We start from the raw sequence: 16,225 nt of genomic DNA, 5'->3' as shown, positions 1-16,225 counted from the left end.
ACGCGCGCCGGGCCGCCGGCGCGCGTCAATCCATCGCCGCGTGCGCGATGTCGCTGCTGTCCGCCTCTCCCTTGGGCCGGATCAGCAGCAGCAACGGGATCATCAGCAGCGTCGCGACGAACATCAGCTTGAAGTCGTTCAGGTACGCGATCATCGACGCCTGCTGGTTGATCGTCCGGTCGAGCAGCGCGATGTCGACGCGGCTGCCGCTGCCGACCATCGCCTGCACCGCCGGGTCGAACGGCGTGATGTGCGTCGCGAGATCCGCGTGCGCGACCTGCGTATTTCGGGTCATCAGCGTCTGCACGATCGAGATGCCGATACTGCTGCCGATGTTGCGCATCAGGCTGTAGGTGGCGGTGCCGTCCGCGCGCAGCTCGGGCGTAAGCGTCGAGAACGACAGCGCGCTCAGCGGCACGAACACGAGCCCCAGCCCGAATCCCTGCACGACGCCCGGCCACACGATGTCCGCCGCCGACAGCACGACCGTGTACTGCATCATCTGCCACAGCGCGAGCGCGGAGATCGACAGCCCCGCGAGCAGCAGCATCCGCGCATCGACGTATTTCAGCAGCCGCCCGACGAACAGCATCGCGATCATCGTGCCCGCGCCGCTCGGCGCGGTGACGAGCCCCGTCATCGCGACCGGGTAGCCCATCAGGTTCTGCAGCATCGGCGGCAGCAGCGCGCGGGTCGCATAAAGTACCGCGCCGACCACGAAGATGAACAGCGTGCCGGTCGCGAAGTTCGGGTCGCGCAGCAGCTCGGACTTGAAGAACGACGCCTTGCCGACTGTCGCCGTGTGCACGAGGAAGAACGCGAACGCGAGCGCCGCGACGAGCGCCTCGATCTGGATTTCATGCGAGCCGAACCAGTCGAGCTGCTCGCCGCGGTCGAGCATCGCCTGGAACGCGCCGATCGCGAGCGCGAGCGTTGCGAAACCGAACGCGTCGAACTTCACGTGCGGGCGCGGCGCGCGGCCGGGCAGGAATGTGAGCACGCCGGCGAGTGCGAACGCGCCGATCGGCACGTTGATGAAGAACACCCAGCGCCAGTTGTAGCTGTCGGTCAGCCAGCCGCCGAGCGTCGGGCCGAGGATCGGCCCGACCATCACGCCCATCCCCCAGATCGCCATCGCCTGGCCCTGCTTCTCGCGCGGATTGATGTCGAGCAGGATCGACTGCGACAGCGGCACGAGCGCGGCGCCGAACACGCCCTGCAGCAGCCGCGACCCGACGATCTGCACCAGCGACTCGGACAGCCCGCACAGCGCGGACGCGAGCGTGAAACCGGCGATCGAGAGCGTCAGCAGCCGCTTGACGCTCAGCCGGTCGGACAGCCAGCCGGTGAGCGGCGTCGCGATCGCGGCGGCAACGATATACGAGGTCAGCACCCACGTGATCTCGTCCTGCGACGCGGACAGGCTGCCCTGCATGTGCGGCAGCGCGACGTTCGCGATCGTGCTGTCGAGCGTCTGGATCAGCGTCGCGAGCATGATCGACAGCGTCAGCATCGGACGGTTCAGTGCGGGAGCCGGGGATGCGGCGGCGTGAGCGGGGTTCAAGGGGATGTCTCCGTGGGGGCCGGCGCCGCGTCGAAGATCGGGCACGGTTCAAATAATAAGCGTGCTTATTATATATGGACTCATATCCCTTGGCGGCCAGCGGCGCCGACGCCGGCTTTCGGCTCGACCCCTATAATCCGCGCATGGACAACACTTACGAGAACCGGATCGGCTACCTGATTGCCGACGTCGCGCGGCAGTACGGCCGCATTTACGACCGGCGCGCGAGGCAACTCGGGGTGACGCGCGCGCAAAGCCGCGTGATCGCGTACCTGACGTGGAAGGGCGAGATGAACCAGGCGCGGCTGGCCGAATGGCTGGATATCACGCCGATCTCGCTGACGCGCCTGCTCGACCGGATGGAGAGCTGCGGCTGGATCGAGCGCGTCGCGAACGACGACGACCGGCGCGCGTTCGTGATCCGCCTGACGGACAAGTCGCGCGAGATCTTTCCGCAGATGCTCGACGTGGGTGATACGGTCGCCGACGACGGGCTGCGCGGGTTGTCGCGCGACGAGCGCGACACGCTGATCCGCCTGCTCGGGCGGGTGCGTCAGAATCTGAACGACAGCGGCGGGGAGTGAGCCGCGCGAGTGGGCCGACTCGCTTCAGACACCGAAAACAAAATGCACCGCCGATGTGCACGCGTGTCGCGTCACGGCACGAGCGAGCGCAGCACGAGCGCTGCCAGATAAAGCCCGACCCCGTACGACAGGTGCGTGACGATGCTGCGGCGGCGCGCGACGCTCGGCTGCGGCGTGCGCGACGCCGCGATTCCGAAGCCGAACGCCGGCTGCATCACGAAGAACGGCGCAACCACGCTGCCGAGGCCCGCGACGAGCGCCGGCGCGGGCGTCGGCGCATCGCGGGATTCGAATCGGATTCATCTCGGCTCTGGCTTGTTTCAATGGGATCGAGCGGCTATCTTGCTGCTTCAAGTTCACTTGAGGTCAAGCATGGGCAGCCTGGATATCGCCGATGTCGCGCGTCACGCGGGATTGCCCGCCTCAACGCTGCGTTACTACGAGGAGAAGGGACTGATCGTGTCGAGCGGGCGTCGCGGCCTGCGGCGGCAGTACGGCCAGGACGTGCTGCAGCGGCTCGCGCTGATCGCGCTCGGCCGCGAGGCCGGGTTCTCGCTCGACGAGATCGGCGCGATGCTCGGCACGGGCGGCGAGCCCGCGATCGATCGCGCGAAGCTCGACGCGAAGGCCGACGAACTCGATCGCACGATCCGCCAGCTCGGCGCGGTGCGCGACGCGTTGCGGCACGCGGCGGTCTGCCCCGCGCCGAGCCATCTGCAATGCCCGTCGTTCCAGAAGCTGCTGCGCATCGCCGGGCATCGTCACGCCGCGCGTCGCGCGAAGCCGGCCGGTACGGACGACGCCTGAACGCGGCGCCGCGGCGTGTGTGATCGGGTGCGGCCGGCAACACGCGATCGGCGACGTGTGCCGGCGCAGTGTGGCCTGCGATGCGCTGCGGACGAAGTGACGCGGGCAACGGTCGCGCGGCTGTCGTTCACAGTGGCGCGTGGGGCGGGGGCCCACACCGCGTTGCTCGCGCGGGCTACGCGCACCTGCCGAAACGGCCGGCCGCCGAGGCACAATGGCGCGATGAGCCGGCCGCCGCGCGGCGGTTTCGTCCGATCGCTGTCCGACCCGAGGGGGCACCATGAACTTGCCGATCGCGTGGGTGCTGTTCGATATGGAAGGGGTGCTGACGCACTACGATCGTGCGGCGCGGGTCGCGCGTCTCGCGGTGCTGACGGGTCGGCCGCCCGACCTGATCCGCTACGCGATCTGGGAATCCGGTCTCGAAGCGCGCGCCGATGCCGGCGAGATCACGCCGGACGCGTATCTGCAAGCGCTCGGCACCCTGCTGAACTGCCATGTCAGCCGCGACGCGTGGCTCGACTCGCGCCACGCGTCGATCACGCCGAACGCCGACACGCTCGCGCTCGCCGAGCAAGTGGCCGAGCGGCACCCGATCGCGGTGCTCACGAACAACAGCCGCCTCGTCACCGATCATCTCGACTATCTCAATCCGCCGGTCGCGCGCCTGTTCGGCACGCACGTGTACGCATCGGCATCGTTCGGCGCGGTCAAGCCGGCCGCACAGGCGTATCTCGGCTGCGTCGGGCAGCTCGGAACGCGGCCGGGCGCCACGCTGTTCATCGACGACACCGACGCGAACGTCGCCGGCGCGGTCGATGCGGGGCTGCTCGGCTATCGCTTCGTCGACGCGTCATCGCTCGCGGACGAACTGCGGGCACGCGGCGTGATTCTGCCGTGAAGGGGTGAGCTCGCTGCGGCGTCATGCAGTCACACGGTCACACCGTCACACCGTCACACCGTCGCGCCGTCACACCGTCACACCGTCACACCGTCACACCGTCACACCGTCACACCGTCGCGCCGTCACACCGTCGCGCCGTCACGCCGTCGCGTCAGCCGATCACCGCGCGCCGGACGCACCGCAACGCCGCGTCGAGCGCGTCCATCGCAATCGAGCCGAGCGCAATCCGCAGCGCCTGCGGGACGCTGGCGGTCGTCGCGAACGGCTCGGCGGTCGTGACGAGCACGCGGTCCCGCTCGAGCGCAGCCGCGACGTCGTCGGCGCGCAGATGGTCGGGCAGCGTGAGCCACAGGTAATACGACGACGGGTGCGCGAGCAGCGCGGCGCCGTGCAGCACCCGCCGCGCGAGCTTCTGCCGGCGCCGCGCATCGCGGCGTTTCTGTTCCTCGAGCGTATCGACGACGCCCTGGTCGATCCACTGGCAAGCGAGCGCAACCGTCAGCGACGGCGTATTCCATGTCGACACGCGGATCGCGCGCTCGAGCGCGGGCACCCAGCGCGGCGGCGCCGCGACGAAGCCGAGCCGCAACCCGGACGCGACGCTCTTCGACAGCCCCGACACATACAGCGTGCGCTCCGGCGCATGCGTGAACACCGGCTTCGGCGCAGGCTCGGCGAGGAATGCATACGCGCCGTCCTCGATGATCAGCAGGTCGTGCCGTTCCGCCAGCGCCGCGAGCCGCACGCGTTCCGGCTCGTCCATCACCGTGCCGAGCGGATTGTGCAGCGTCGGCATCGTGTAGACGGCCCGCACGGGGCGCTTGCGGCACAGCGCCGCGAGCCGGTCGAGATCCATGCCGCCGCCGGCGCGCGCCGGCACCGGCGCGAGTTCGAGCCGGTGCGCGTGGGCGAGTGCCTTCATCCCCGGGTAGGTCAGCGTGTCGACGGCGACGACGTCGCCGGGCTGCAGCAACGCCATCGCGCCGACCGCAAGACCCTGCTGCGCGCCGTTGACGATCAGCACCTGCTCGCCGGGCACGCGAATGCCGCGGTTCCGAAGATGGCGTGCGACGGCCTGCCGTTCGTGCGGCCGCCCGCCTTGCGGCGCCGAATGCAGCAGCGCGTCGAGATCGCCCGATGCGGCGAGCGCGCGCAGCCCGTTGCGCAGCAGCTCGACCTGTCCGGGCAGCGACGGATAGTTGAAGGTCAGGTCGATCGCGCCGGTGCGGGCCGGCTGCTGCTCGAGGCCGAGGCCGCGCGGCAGCGACGTATCGCGGACGAACGTGCCGCGCCCGGTCTCGCCGACGACGAGGCCGACTGCCTCGAGTTCCGCATAGACGCGCGCGGCGGTCGCGAGCGCGATGCCGTGCTGCTTCATCAGCGCGCGCACGGTCGGGAGCTGGACGCCGGGCGCGAGCCGTCCCGCGCGGATCTGCGCGGCGAAGTCGTCGACGATCGGCTGGTAACGGGGTTCGCGCATCGTTTGTATCTGGAACAATTCTTTGTTTGTATCGAATCGGAAGATTACGCTGCCGGCATCGCTCACGCAAACCTGGACCACCATGATCGGACTGACGACGCTCTCGATTTTTTCCGCGGCGGTGATGCTGCTGCTTCTGTCGCCGGGGCCGAACATGACGTTCGTGCTCGCGCACGGCGTCACGTACGGCGTGCGCGGCGGCGCGGCGGCCGCGCTCGGCATCGGCGTCGCGGACCTGATCCTGACGGCGCTGACGGCCACGGGCATCACGGCGGCCGTCAACGCGTGGCCGCCTTCGTTCGACGTGATCCGCTACGCGGGCGCCGTGTACCTGCTGTGGATGGCGTTCAACGCGCTGCGGCGGCCGGGGCGCCTCGGCACCGCCGGCGCGCCGCAGCGGTCGCTGACGTCGGTCGCGTGGCGGGCGATGCTGAACAGCCTGCTGAATCCGAAGGCGCTGCTGTTCTTCGTGGTGTTCCTGCCGCAATTCGTCGAGCCGCGCCATGGCGCGGTCACGATGCAGCTGATCGAACTCGGCTGCGTGCTGACCGCGATCAGCACGGTCTTTCACCTGCTGCTGGGCGCGGCGGGCGGCTCGGTGCAGCGCCTGATGTCGCGCCATGCGCGTGCTGCGACGATCCAGTCGCGCGGGCTTGCCGCCGTGCTCGTGCTGCTCGCGGTGCGGCTGGCGGTGATGTCGAGGCCGATTTGAGCGGCGCATGCAGCCATCGTCAACAGGAACGACAAGGAAACCGAATGTATATCGCAGCCTTTATTTACCGGCCGGGCGAGATCGACGACACGTTTCGCGCGTTGAGCGCGGCGATCGATGCCGTCGCAGTCAGCCTGCCGGGTTTTGCGGGTGCGGAATCGTGGCGCTCGGCCGACGGGAGCATGGTCAACGCGACCTATTACTGGCATGACGAAGCGTCCTTGCGCGCGTTCGCGACGGACCCGCGGCACCTCGACGCGAAACGCCAGTACCGCAAGTGGTACGGCGGCTATCACGTGATCGTGTCGAAGGTCGAGCGCGCGTATGGCGACGGGGCGTTTGCGCATGTCGTCACCGACACGCGAGCGGCTGGCCGGCGGCGCGGCGAAGCTGCGGCGTAATCGGTGGCTGAACCGGCGACTGAACTGGCGACTGAACCGGCGACTGAACCGGCGACTGAACCGGCGACTGAACCGGCGACTGAACCGGCGGCCGTGCCGGGCGCAGATCCGTCCGCGACAGCGCCTGCGCGCCCCGACGCCGGTCAAGCGGCGTAATACGCGCTGCACTCCATTTCGCGGCCGCGAACGACACGCTTGCCCGCCAGTTCGCCATGCGTCTCGGTGACGACGGTGCGCTGGTGTTCGTCGTGCGTATCGTCGTAGAAGTAGAGCACGACCCAGTCGGTCGTGCGGCGGAGTTCGTGCGCGCGCCCGGTGTTCGAGAACAGCGCGGTGAAATGCCAGCCGCCCCGCGTCTCGTGCATCACGGGCAGCCAGGCCGTGCCTTCCGGGTTCAGGCGCTTCGGGGCGATGGTCGGCAGCTTGCCGGCGGCAGCCCCGGCGCGATAGAGGCGGTCGATGTGAAGCAGCAGTTCGACAGGCGGCTCGGTGCCGACGCCGTCGCCCTGCGGGCGGCCGTGCCAGCGCCGGCGGCGGCTCAGCATGTCGTCGAGCGCGGCGCGGATCCCCGCCGCGCGCCGCGGGCCGACACCCGCGACCGTTTCGAGCCGGCCGCTGCGCGCGGCGATCTCGAGATCCTCGAGCGTATCGATGTGCAGCGTATCGTGAATGCGCATCGCGAGTTCGCGGCCGATGCCGGGTACCGACTCGAACGCGGAAGCCGGTTCGACTTCGCCGCGCAGCCGGTCGAGCTGGCGCCAGTGCCCGGTGACCAGCAGCTCCGCGATCGCTCGCGCAATGCCCGTGCCGATGTGCGGCAGCGCGTCGAGCGCGTCGAGGCCGCCCGCGTCGAACAGGCTCCGCACGTCGTCGTCGAGACCGTCGATGGTGTCGGCCGCCGCGCGATACGCGCCGGCCCGATACGGGTTCGCGCCCTGATCCGACAGGCGCTGCGACGCCTCGCGCAGGCATCCCGCGATCTGCCGGTTTTCCTCGTACGTTCGACTGGCGGTCATCAGCATGGCGGGGAGGCGCAGGAACGCAAACGGAAGACGCGGCGTGCCGCGTCGATCCGGCCTGCGGAAATTGTCCCGGCGGCCGGGCGCAGGAAATTGATGCGCATCAATGGCAAACGTTGCACAGGATCGTGCCCCTTAATCGTGCGACTTCAAGCATGCGCGCATTCCCGACGGGTGCCGCGTGGCGTTACGCTATGTACGGGACGTGATGCAGGAGGGTGGCGAGGAGGGCTGCCATGCAACGGGCGCTTTTGATCTGCGGAATGCTGCTGGTCGCGGCGGGCCTCGGCTGGCGCTGGCTCGCCCGGATTCCGTTCGGCCGGCTGCCGGGCGACATCCACATCGTGCGCGACGGATTCAGCTTCCACTTTCCGCTCGCGACCTGCGTGCTGCTGTCGGTCGTGCTGACGGTGCTGTTCTGGCTGCTGCGGCGATGAACGACACGCGACGCGCTCGGCCGCCGGGCTGCGTAAGGATGTTCCTGTGCGGCGACGTGATGACGGGGCGCGGGATCGACCAGATCCTGCCGCATCCGGGCGATCCGCGGCTGTTCGAGCCCGTATGCCGTTCCGCGCGCGATTATGTCCGGCTCGCCGAGCAGGAAAACGGCCCGCTGCCCGCGCATCGCGACGAAGCGTATCCGTGGGGCGATGCGCTTGCCGAACTCGAGCGCTTGCAGCCCGACGCGCGGATCGTCAATCTCGAGACGGCCGTCACCGCCAGCAACGACCGCTGGCCCGGCAAGTCGGTGCTGTACCGGATGCACCCCGACAACGTCGGCTGCCTGCTGCGCGCGCGGGTCGATTGCTGCGTGCTCGCGAACAATCACACGCTGGACTGGGGCCGCGCGGGCCTCGACGAGACCTGCGCGACCCTCGCGCGGGCCGGCATCGCGACGGTCGGCGCGGGGCTCGACGCGGCGGCGGCGGCCGCGCCTGCAGTCGTCGAGTGTGCAAACGGCGCGCGGGTGCGGGTCGACGCGTTCGCGACGGCGAGCGCCGGGGTGCCCGATGGCTGGGCCGCGCGCGCGACGCAGGGCGGCGTCAACGTGCTGCCCGACCTGTCGTCCGCGCGGGCCGACGCGATCGGCCGCCGTCTCGGGGACGCGCGGCGCGCCGCCGGCGACGTGAACGTCGTCTCGCTGCACTGGGGCGGCAACTGGGGCTACGCGGCAAGCGCCGACGAGCGCGCGTTCGCGCACGGGCTGATCGACACGGGCGGCGTCGACATCGTGTACGGCCATTCGTCGCACCACGTCAGGGGCATCGAACGGTATCGCGGGCGGCTGATCCTGTACGGTTGCGGCGACTTCCTGAACGACTACGAAGGGATCGCCGGCCATCGCGCGTGGCGGCCCGATCTCGCGCTGATGGTTTTCCCGCTCGTGGACACGGGCAGCGGCGCGCTCGGCGACCTGTTCATGGTGCCGATGCAGATCCGTCAGTTGAGCGTGCGTCGGGCGCCGGCGGAAGGCATCGCGTGGCTGGCCGAAACGCTCGAGCGCGAAAGCGCGGTGTTCGGCACGCACGTGCGGATCGACGGGGCGGGCCGGATCGTATTGCGGGATTGACGTGATGAGACCTGAAGAGACCTGAAGAGACCGTACGAGACCGTGCGAGACCTGACGCGACGCGTGCAAGGGTCGCGGAACCGCCGATCCGCATGCCGACGACGATCATGCCGCCGATTCCGCGCCGCATGCACGCGTTACATATCGAGGAACGTATGCGCGTCCTCGGCCGCCTCCGATTCGCGCAATGCCGCGAGCGCGCGCCGTTCGATCTGGCGCACGCGCTCGCGCGACATCCCGGCCCGCTTCGCGATGGACTCGTAGGTGTCCGGCTCCGCGCCGTCGATGCCGAAGCGCCGGCGCAGCACGTCGGCCTCGACCGGCGTCACGGACTTCAGCAGCGCGGCGACGCAATCGCGCAGGCGCGCATCGGCGAGCGTGTCGAACGGGCTGCGCGACGCGCGATCCTCGATCATCTCGCCGAGCCCGGTGTCGGCATCGGGCAGCGGCGTGTCGAGCGACACCGGCTCGCCCGGCAGCGACAGCAGCGAACGCAGCTTGTCCTCGGTGAGCCCGCTTTCGGCTGCGAGCTGTGCGGCCGTCGCCTTGCGGCCGGTGCGCTGGTGCAGGCGCTGCGCGGTGCGCTTCACGCGGTGGACCTGATCGCCGACGTGCACCGGCAGGCGGATCGTCCGTGCCCGTTCGGCGACCGCGCGTGCGACCGCCTGGCGGATCCACCAGGTTGCGTAGGTCGAGAACTTGAAGCCGCGGCGGTATTCGAATTTCTCGATCGCGCGCAGCAGGCCGATGCTGCCGTCCTGGACGAGGTCGGACAGGTCGACGCCGCGGTTCGCATACTTGCGGGCGACCGACAGCACGAGGCGCAGGTTCGCTTCGAGCATCCGGCGCGTCGCATCGTGCATCGTGCGCTGGCCGTCGCGCAGCGCGGCCGCAAGGGCGCGCCGCGTGCCCGTGTCGAGCAGCGGCGGGTCGGCATCCTGCGTCGCGCCGCCGTGCGTCGTCGACGCGGCCAGCGCGTGCAGTACCCGGCAGGCCGCCTCGAGTCCAGCGGCCGGCCAGGCGATCGTGTCGAGCCGTGCCGCGAGCCGGCACTGCGCATTTCGGTATCCTGCCGATTGGCAACCGTCGACGTGCAGTGCGCGGCGTACCGCGGCGACCGCCTTGCGCAGCGTGGCCAGCGTGACGGCAGGGGGCGCATCGGTGTCGTCGCTGGTTGCGGCGATGCTGCTGAAGTGCGCGAGCAGTGCGTCGGCGGCGGCCGGGCAGCCGGCGAGCGCATGCAGCAGCTGGTGGCGGCCCGCTTCGATTTCGCGGGCGAGTGCGATTTCCTCGTCGCGCGTCAGCAGCGGCACCGCATGCATGCGGTGCAGGTAGACGGCGAGCGGGTCGGTCGACGCACTCGCGCCGCGCGCGATGTCGTCGAGCAGCGCGCCGCCTTCGTCGAGCGCGTCGCGATCGACGTCGACGGCTGCCGGCTCGGTGAACGGCGCGGCGAACGGCGCAGGCTGCGGGCGTTCGTCGAGCACGGCGATGCCGAGGTCCGCGAGCGCGGCGCGCACCGCGTCGAGCGCTTCCGAGGTATCGCAGCCGGCCGGCAGCGCGTCGATCAGGTCGGCGTGAATCAGGTAGCCCTGTTCGCTGGCGAGCGCCAGCAGGCGGGCAATCGTGTCGGGGGAGTCGTCCGCGCGTGGCGCGCGGCCTGGTGTATCCATGTCGGTGGCGGCTTGCGCCGTTTTCCTGCTGCGGCGGGCTTGCGTCCGCCGGGGCCGGCTGCCGGGGGAATCGCGGACGCCCGTTCGCGCCGGCATGCCTGATGTCTACCAGATTGAGGCCTGTGGCGCAGCTTTCAATGGTCCTAAACCCGCATGCCGGGCGCTCCGTCATGCGCCGAACCGGATGCAGGACGTCCCGCAAGCGCGCCGCAGTGCCCGCCGGGCGGCCTGCCGCGTGCGCATGGAACGGCCGCGGCTTCGTTCGTTGCATGAAACAAACAGTAACCGATCATACGTCCCGAAATGTGCGCAAGACGTAAGCTACAGATGTAGGCATGCGCCGGTTGGCGCGGCGCCGTTCTGGCTGGAGCGCGAAATGAACCCGATTTCCGCGTTGAGGTCCGCCGCATTCGCGTCGGCTGCGCTGACGCTCGGCGGTTGCTATTACACGAGCCCGCCGTACGGTTACGCACCGCCGTACTACGTGCCGGCCACGGTGGCGCAGGCGCCGGGCGGCACGACCGCGCCGGGAGGTACCGCTGTGGTGCCGGATGCTTCGGCCGCGGTCGCGCCCGACGTCTATGCGGGGCCGGTCTATCCGCCACCCTATCCGTATCCCTATCCGTATCCGTATTACTACCCGCCGTACTACCCTGGTTGGTATGACTGCTGCTGGCCTCCGGTCGCGATTGGCTTAGGCTTCGGATTCGGCGGCCGAGGGCACTTCCACGGCCACGGTGGCGGCGGACATTTCGGGCATTTCGGGCATCCGCCGACGGGCGGCGGGCATTTCGGTGGCGGACATGGACACTGAGCCGCGGGCCGCGCCGGCGCGACATGCGGTGACACTGCGTGCGCCCGCGCCGCGCAGGAGAGCATCATGAGAAACACGATCGCCCGAGCCATCTGCATCGCGCTGCTGGGTCTGCTGACACTGCCGGGCGTGGCGGACGCGCAGACCGCGGCGTACACGAATGCGCCGGCGAACCTGCGCGCCGGCCCGGCGGAGGACTATCCACTCGTCGCGGAACTTCCGGAGGACACGATGGTGTCCGTGATCGGCTGCATCAGCGACTACACGTGGTGCGACGTCGCGCTGCCGGGGTTGCGCGGCTGGATCTACGCGGGACTGCTCGACTACCCGTATCAGGGCGGCTACGAGCCGCTGCTCGACTACGGGGCCTACTTCGGCTTCCCGGTCGTCGTGTTCGCGATCGGGCCGTACTGGGATCATTTCTATCGCAACCGGCCGTTTTTCCATGACCGCGACCGCTTCATGCACCACGCGGAGCCGCGGCTTGGCCCGGGCGGCATCCCGCCGGGACGTGGCCATCCGCAGATCGGCGAGCCGATGCCGGGACGCCCGGTGCCCGGCGCGGGCGGCAGGCCGGGTGAGCCCGGCGGGCATGAAGGCCATGACGCTCGGCCATCGGCCACGCGCGGCGGCTGGAACGGTGCGATTCGCACGCCGACACCGGCGCCGATGCCGCAATCCGGCGGAAACATGCGCGCGCCGGCCCCCGTGATGCATGCGCCGCCGGCCAATGGCGGCGCAGTCGTCGTGATGCCGCCTCCCGGCCGTCAGGGTGGCGGCGGTGAACGCGGCAGCTTCGGCGGCCGCCAAGGTGGCGGGGGTGGCGGCGGTGGTGGCGGCGCGCACGGCGGTGGCGATTTCAGGCACGAATGATGCCTGCGGCTCCCGATTGACCAGGGCGCTTGCAGCGGAAAGGGCGCCCGACGGTTCCGGATTCCCGAATGGCTGGCGTCGCAGAAAAAGCGCCCGACAGCGCCGGGCGGAAAGCGAGCGACCCGACCCGCCGGCGGCGGACGCCGGACGGGCGCGATATCACTCCGCGTGGAGCCGCGCGTTACAGCATCCGGGCCAGCACGTCGTCCTTCATGAACCAGCGATGCGCGAGCGCCGCGCACGCGTGCAGCCCGATCAGGATCGCGAGTGCGGTAGCCCACGCGCTGTGCAGCTCGCCGATCGAGGCGCCGAGCGAGTGCGGCGCGGCGATCGTCGGCAGCGTCAGCCAGTGGCCGAGGCCGATCTGCCAGGTGCGGCCGTTCGAGTTCAGCCAGCCGAGCAGCGGCACCGCGATCAGCGACACATAGAGCAGCTTGTGCGTGACGTTCGCGACGAACGCGAGCACCGGGTGCTGTTCGACCGGCGCGATCGGCCGGCGCGCGCCGGACCACAGCAGGCGCGGCACCGCGATCAGCAGCAGCAACACGCCGAGATTGACGTGCAGCAGCACGAGCCCGAGCGGCGGCGCGGTGCCGTGGACGTCAGGCATCGTCCAGCCGAGCGCGAACTGGGCGGCGACCAGCAGCACCATGCACCAGTGGAACAGGCGGGTCAGCTGGTCGTAACGGGCTGTCTGAGGGGCTGTCTGACGGGCAATATCGGACATGGCGGACTCTTCTGACGAATGAGGGGCGGCGGCCGACGCGGCTCGGAACGAGGGCAGGGCCGTGGACACGCCCATCATCGACGCGCGAACCTTATGGGAACGTTAAGGTAAGGGAGCGAGTGCGGGCGCGGCCTGCCGGTGCGGGTGTGTGTGTGGGCGCAGCCTGCCGGTGCAGGTTTGGGCGCGGGTATGGGCGCGGCCTGCCGGTGCAGGTGTGGGCGCCGGTGTGGTCGCGGCCTGCCGGTGCAAGTGCAGGTGCTGGGTGCAGGTGCTGGGTGCTGGTGCTGGTGCGGCATGCGGGGAGTGGGCAGCAGGGAGCCGGCAGCAGGATGCAGGAAGCAGGAAGCCGGCCCGTTCGGCCGTCGGGGGGAACGATCCGCGGCGCGTCGTCGGCCGGCGATGCATCCGGCCGGCGACGCGCGAACCCATCAGTCGAGCAGCGTCTGGATTTCTTCATACAACAGTCGCGGCACGCGCACGCCGTGCGCGATGCTGCGCGCGCGGGCGTCGAAGCGCCGTTGCGACGGCAGCCGCGCGCCTTGCGCGACGATCGATTCGAGCATGCGTTCGCCGCGCGCGAGCCCGGCGTCGAGATCGTCGCCGAGGAACACCTTCGGATCGAACGCGATCACAAGCTCGCCATGGCACGGCGTCGCGCCGACGCCTTCGTCGAACGCCATCGACTCCTGGCTCGTCATGTCGCCGATCAGCGCGCCGCCGAGCAGCTCAACCATCGCCGCGAGCGCCGAGCCCTTGTGACCGCCGAACGTGCGCATCGCGCCTTGCAGCGCGGCCTTCGGATCGGTGGTCGGCTGGCCGTCGGCATCGATCGCCCAGTGCGGCGGAATCGGCTTGCCTTGCTTCGCGTGCAGTTCGATGTCGCCGCGCGCGATCGCGCTCGTCGCGAAATCGAACACGAACGGCACGCCGGCCGGACGCGGCCACGCGAACGCGATCGGATTCGTGCCGAACACGGGCCGGTTGCCGCCCTCCGGCGCGACCCAGCTATGGCTCGGGTTCATCGCGATCCCGGCGAGGCCCTCGGCTGCGATCGCCTCGACTTCCGGCCACAGCGCGGAGAAGTGATAGCACTGGTTGATCACCATCGCCGCGATGCCATGCTGCTTCGCCATGTCGACGAGCACCGGCAGGCCCGTCTCGAAGCTCAGCAGCGAGAAGCCGCGATGCGCATCGACCGCGACGATCGACGACGACAGCCGCCGCAGCGTCGGCACGGCCTGCGGATCGACCTTGCCCTTCTGCAGCGAGCGCACGCAGACGAGCAGCCGGTAGATGCCGTGCGAATGGCATTCGTCGCGCTGGCCTTGCGTGATCACGTTCGCGATCGCGCGCGCATGCGCGTCGGACATGCCATGGCGGGTCAGCACGCGCAGCGCGAGCGCGTGCACGTCGTCGAGCGACAGGACGACTTCGTTCGCGTCAGACATCGCGCGCCTCCTTCGGCAGGACCAGCACGCCGTCGATGCGCTGCGCGATGTGCAGCGGATTGCCGTCGCGGATTGCCGCGGGCAGCAGCGCGGCCGGCACGTCCTGATACGACACCGGCCGCAGGAAGCGCTCGATCGCGCGCGCGCCGACCGAGGTCGTGCGCGTGTCGGACGTCGCCGGGAACGGGCCGCCGTGCACCATCGCATGACCGACCTCGACGCCTGTGCCGAAACCGTTGACGAGGATGCGGCCGGCCTTGCGTTCGAGCGTCGGCAGCAGCGTCGCGAACAGCGGCGCGTCGCCGTCGGCGAGATGCGCGGCGATCGTCAGCTGGCCTTCGAGCGACTTCAGCACGCGATGCAGCATGCCGGCGTCCGGGCAGCGCACGATCAGCGAAGCGGGGCCGAACACTTCGTCGCGCAGTTCGGGGTGTGCGACGAATGCGTCGGCCGACGTCGCCAGCAGCGCCGCGCGCGCCTGAAGGGGGGCGCCTTCGACGCCTTGCGCGAGCAGCTCGACGGCGGCATGGTCGCGCAGCGCCGCGACGCCCTGCACGTAGCTGGCGTGGATATGCGGGGTCAGCATCGTCTGCGCGGGTGCCGTGCGTATCGCGCCGGCCGCCGCTTCCTCGAACGCGCGCAGCGCGGGGCCGTCGACGGCGAGCACGAGGCCCGGATTCGTGCAGAACTGGCCGGCGCCGAGCGTCAGCGACCCGACGAACTGCGGCGCGATCGTCGTGTGGCGCGCGTCGAGCGCGGCGGGAAACAGCAGCACCGGATTGATCGAGCTCATTTCCGCATAGACGGGAATCGGCTCGGGGCGCGCGGCCGCGATGTGCATCAGCGCGACGCCGCCGCGCCGCGAACCCGTGAAGCCGACCGCCTTGATGCGCGGATCAGCAACGAGCGCCTGACCGATCTCGCGCGACGCGTCGAACAGCAGCGAGAACACGCCGTCCGGCAACCCGCATTCGCGCACGGCCTGCTGGATCGCGCGTCCGACGAATTCGGACGTGCCCGGATGCGCGGAATGCGCCTTGACGATCACCGGGCAGCCGGCCGCGAGCGCCGACGCCGTATCGCCGCCCGCGACCGAAAACGCGAGCGGGAAGTTCGACGCGCCGAACACGGCCACCGGGCCGAGTGCGACGTTGCGCAGGCGCAGGTCGACGCGCGGCAGCGGCTTGCGGTCGGGGCGCGCGGGGTCGATACGCGCGTCGACGAACCCGCCGTCGCGCACAATCGACGCGAACAGCCCGAGCTGTCCGACCGTGCGGCCGCGCTCGCCTTCGACGCGTGCGCGAGGCAGCCCCGACTCGGCGACGCAGCGCTCGATCAGCGCGTCGCCGAGCGCCATGATGTTGCGGCCGATCGCGTCGAGCAACGCGGCGCGCGCATCGAGGCTCGTGTCGCGATACGTGTCGAATGCGTCGTCGGCGAGCGCGCAGGCTGCCTCCAGATCATGCAGGCTCGCGCCGCCGAACGCGGGTTCGAGCCGTTCGCCGGTCGCGGCGGCGATCGCATGGAGTTCGCCGTTCCGGCCGGTCACGGCGGATTGGCCGATCAAAAGCTGACCTGTGAGTTGCATGGTTTTCCTCGAAAAAATGCGGGCCGGGCGCAACGCCCGGCCGATGGAATGGGGAAGGGAC

At 70.1% G+C, this 16,225-nt stretch carries 16 protein-coding genes and 1 pseudogene; 9 read left to right on the top strand and 8 right to left on the bottom strand.

Annotated elements, in window-relative coordinates; genetic code table 11:
* Positions 1 to 25: 25 nt before the first annotated feature.
* A complete protein-coding gene (locus ACV22Z_RS12985; protein WP_448076695.1) occupies positions 26 to 1,564 on the bottom strand; it encodes an MDR family MFS transporter in 1,539 nt (512 codons plus the stop codon).
* Positions 1,565 to 1,707: 143 nt separating this feature from the next.
* Between ACV22Z_RS12985 and ACV22Z_RS12980 the strand changes: the two genes are divergently transcribed.
* Positions 1,708 to 2,148: a MarR family winged helix-turn-helix transcriptional regulator gene (locus ACV22Z_RS12980; protein WP_448076694.1), complete on the top strand. Its 441-nt coding sequence runs from the start codon at positions 1,708 to 1,710 to the stop codon at positions 2,146 to 2,148.
* A gap of 71 nt (positions 2,149 to 2,219) precedes the next feature.
* Here the strand turns inward: ACV22Z_RS12980 and ACV22Z_RS12975 are convergent.
* Positions 2,220 to 2,429, bottom strand: a pseudogene (locus ACV22Z_RS12975) (DUF2938 family protein); the annotation flags it as partial.
* A 91-nt stretch (positions 2,430 to 2,520) separates the two neighbouring features.
* Between ACV22Z_RS12975 and ACV22Z_RS12970 the strand changes: the two are divergent.
* Together ACV22Z_RS12970 and ACV22Z_RS12965 are read left to right on the top strand one after the other, a co-directional pair.
* Complete coding sequence (locus tag ACV22Z_RS12970) at positions 2,521 to 2,955, top strand: helix-turn-helix domain-containing protein (protein WP_448076693.1); 435 nt, start codon at positions 2,521 to 2,523, stop codon at positions 2,953 to 2,955.
* Between the two features lie 280 nt (positions 2,956 to 3,235).
* Positions 3,236 to 3,856 (top strand): HAD family hydrolase, encoded by a 621-nt coding sequence (locus ACV22Z_RS12965; RefSeq protein ID WP_448076692.1) that lies wholly within the window; start codon positions 3,236 to 3,238, stop codon positions 3,854 to 3,856.
* A gap of 154 nt (positions 3,857 to 4,010) precedes the next feature.
* Here ACV22Z_RS12965 and ACV22Z_RS12960 read toward each other — a convergent pair whose 3' ends face one another.
* Positions 4,011 to 5,339, bottom strand: coding sequence for an aminotransferase-like domain-containing protein (locus ACV22Z_RS12960; protein ID WP_448076691.1), 1,329 nt, complete (start codon positions 5,337 to 5,339; stop codon positions 4,011 to 4,013).
* 82 nt (positions 5,340 to 5,421) lie between these two features.
* On the opposite strand from ACV22Z_RS12960, the gene ACV22Z_RS12955 reads away from it, so the two are divergent.
* Together ACV22Z_RS12955 and ACV22Z_RS12950 are read left to right on the top strand one after the other, a co-directional pair.
* On the top strand, positions 5,422 to 6,051 hold the full coding sequence (locus ACV22Z_RS12955; protein ID WP_448076690.1) for a LysE family translocator: 630 nt from the start codon (positions 5,422 to 5,424) through the stop codon (positions 6,049 to 6,051).
* Positions 6,052 to 6,095: 44 nt separating this feature from the next.
* Positions 6,096 to 6,452 carry an antibiotic biosynthesis monooxygenase family protein gene (locus ACV22Z_RS12950; RefSeq protein WP_448076689.1) on the top strand — a complete coding sequence of 119 codons (357 nt, stop codon included), beginning with the start codon at positions 6,096 to 6,098 and terminating at the stop codon, positions 6,450 to 6,452.
* Between the two features lie 143 nt (positions 6,453 to 6,595).
* Here the strand turns inward: ACV22Z_RS12950 and ACV22Z_RS12945 are convergent, their stop codons facing one another.
* Positions 6,596 to 7,474 (bottom strand): helix-hairpin-helix domain-containing protein, encoded by an 879-nt coding sequence (locus tag ACV22Z_RS12945; protein ID WP_448076688.1) that lies wholly within the window; start codon positions 7,472 to 7,474, stop codon positions 6,596 to 6,598.
* 233 nt (positions 7,475 to 7,707) lie between these two features.
* Here ACV22Z_RS12945 and ACV22Z_RS12940 point away from each other — a divergent pair, with 233 nt between their 5' ends.
* The gene (locus ACV22Z_RS12940) at positions 7,708 to 7,908 is read left to right on the top strand and encodes a DUF2905 domain-containing protein (protein WP_448076687.1); all 201 of its coding nucleotides are present in this window, start codon (positions 7,708 to 7,710) and stop codon (positions 7,906 to 7,908) included.
* Positions 7,905 to 9,041, top strand: coding sequence for a CapA family protein (locus tag ACV22Z_RS12935; protein WP_448076686.1), 1,137 nt, complete (start codon positions 7,905 to 7,907; stop codon positions 9,039 to 9,041). The genes ACV22Z_RS12940 and ACV22Z_RS12935 overlap by 4 nt, the downstream gene beginning before the upstream one ends.
* A gap of 137 nt (positions 9,042 to 9,178) precedes the next feature.
* On the opposite strand, the gene ACV22Z_RS12930 is transcribed toward ACV22Z_RS12935, so the two are convergent.
* On the bottom strand, positions 9,179 to 10,714 hold the full coding sequence (locus tag ACV22Z_RS12930; RefSeq protein WP_448076685.1) for a sigma-70 family RNA polymerase sigma factor: 1,536 nt from the start codon (positions 10,712 to 10,714) through the stop codon (positions 9,179 to 9,181).
* A gap of 376 nt (positions 10,715 to 11,090) precedes the next feature.
* Here ACV22Z_RS12930 and ACV22Z_RS12925 point away from each other — a divergent pair, with 376 nt between their 5' ends.
* Both ACV22Z_RS12925 and ACV22Z_RS12920 read left to right on the top strand, forming a co-directional pair.
* Complete coding sequence (locus ACV22Z_RS12925; RefSeq protein ID WP_448076684.1) at positions 11,091 to 11,528, top strand: hypothetical protein; 438 nt, start codon at positions 11,091 to 11,093, stop codon at positions 11,526 to 11,528.
* Between the two features lie 66 nt (positions 11,529 to 11,594).
* Positions 11,595 to 12,401, top strand: coding sequence for an SH3 domain-containing protein (locus tag ACV22Z_RS12920; protein ID WP_448076683.1), 807 nt, complete (start codon positions 11,595 to 11,597; stop codon positions 12,399 to 12,401).
* A 181-nt stretch (positions 12,402 to 12,582) separates the two neighbouring features.
* Here ACV22Z_RS12920 and ACV22Z_RS12915 read toward each other — a convergent pair whose 3' ends face one another.
* The 3 genes from ACV22Z_RS12915 to ACV22Z_RS12905 all read right to left on the bottom strand — a co-directional run bounded on the left by ACV22Z_RS12915 (position 12,583) and on the right by ACV22Z_RS12905 (position 16,164).
* Entirely contained in the window at positions 12,583 to 13,128 is a 546-nt protein-coding gene (locus ACV22Z_RS12915) for a cytochrome b (protein ID WP_448076682.1), read from the bottom strand.
* Positions 13,129 to 13,556: 428 nt separating this feature from the next.
* On the bottom strand, positions 13,557 to 14,576 hold the full coding sequence (locus ACV22Z_RS12910) for an Ldh family oxidoreductase (RefSeq protein WP_448076681.1): 1,020 nt from the start codon (positions 14,574 to 14,576) through the stop codon (positions 13,557 to 13,559).
* Positions 14,569 to 16,164: an aldehyde dehydrogenase (NADP(+)) gene (locus ACV22Z_RS12905; protein WP_448076680.1), complete on the bottom strand. Its 1,596-nt coding sequence runs from the start codon at positions 16,162 to 16,164 to the stop codon at positions 14,569 to 14,571. Before ACV22Z_RS12905 ends, ACV22Z_RS12910 begins: the two co-directional genes overlap by 8 nt.
* Between the last annotated feature and the right edge of the window lie 61 nt (positions 16,165 to 16,225).

Source organism: Burkholderia sp. PU8-34, from assembly GCF_053427725.1.
The sequence above is the reverse complement of the archived record's forward strand: the minus strand, read 5'-3'. Positions and strand labels throughout refer to the sequence as shown.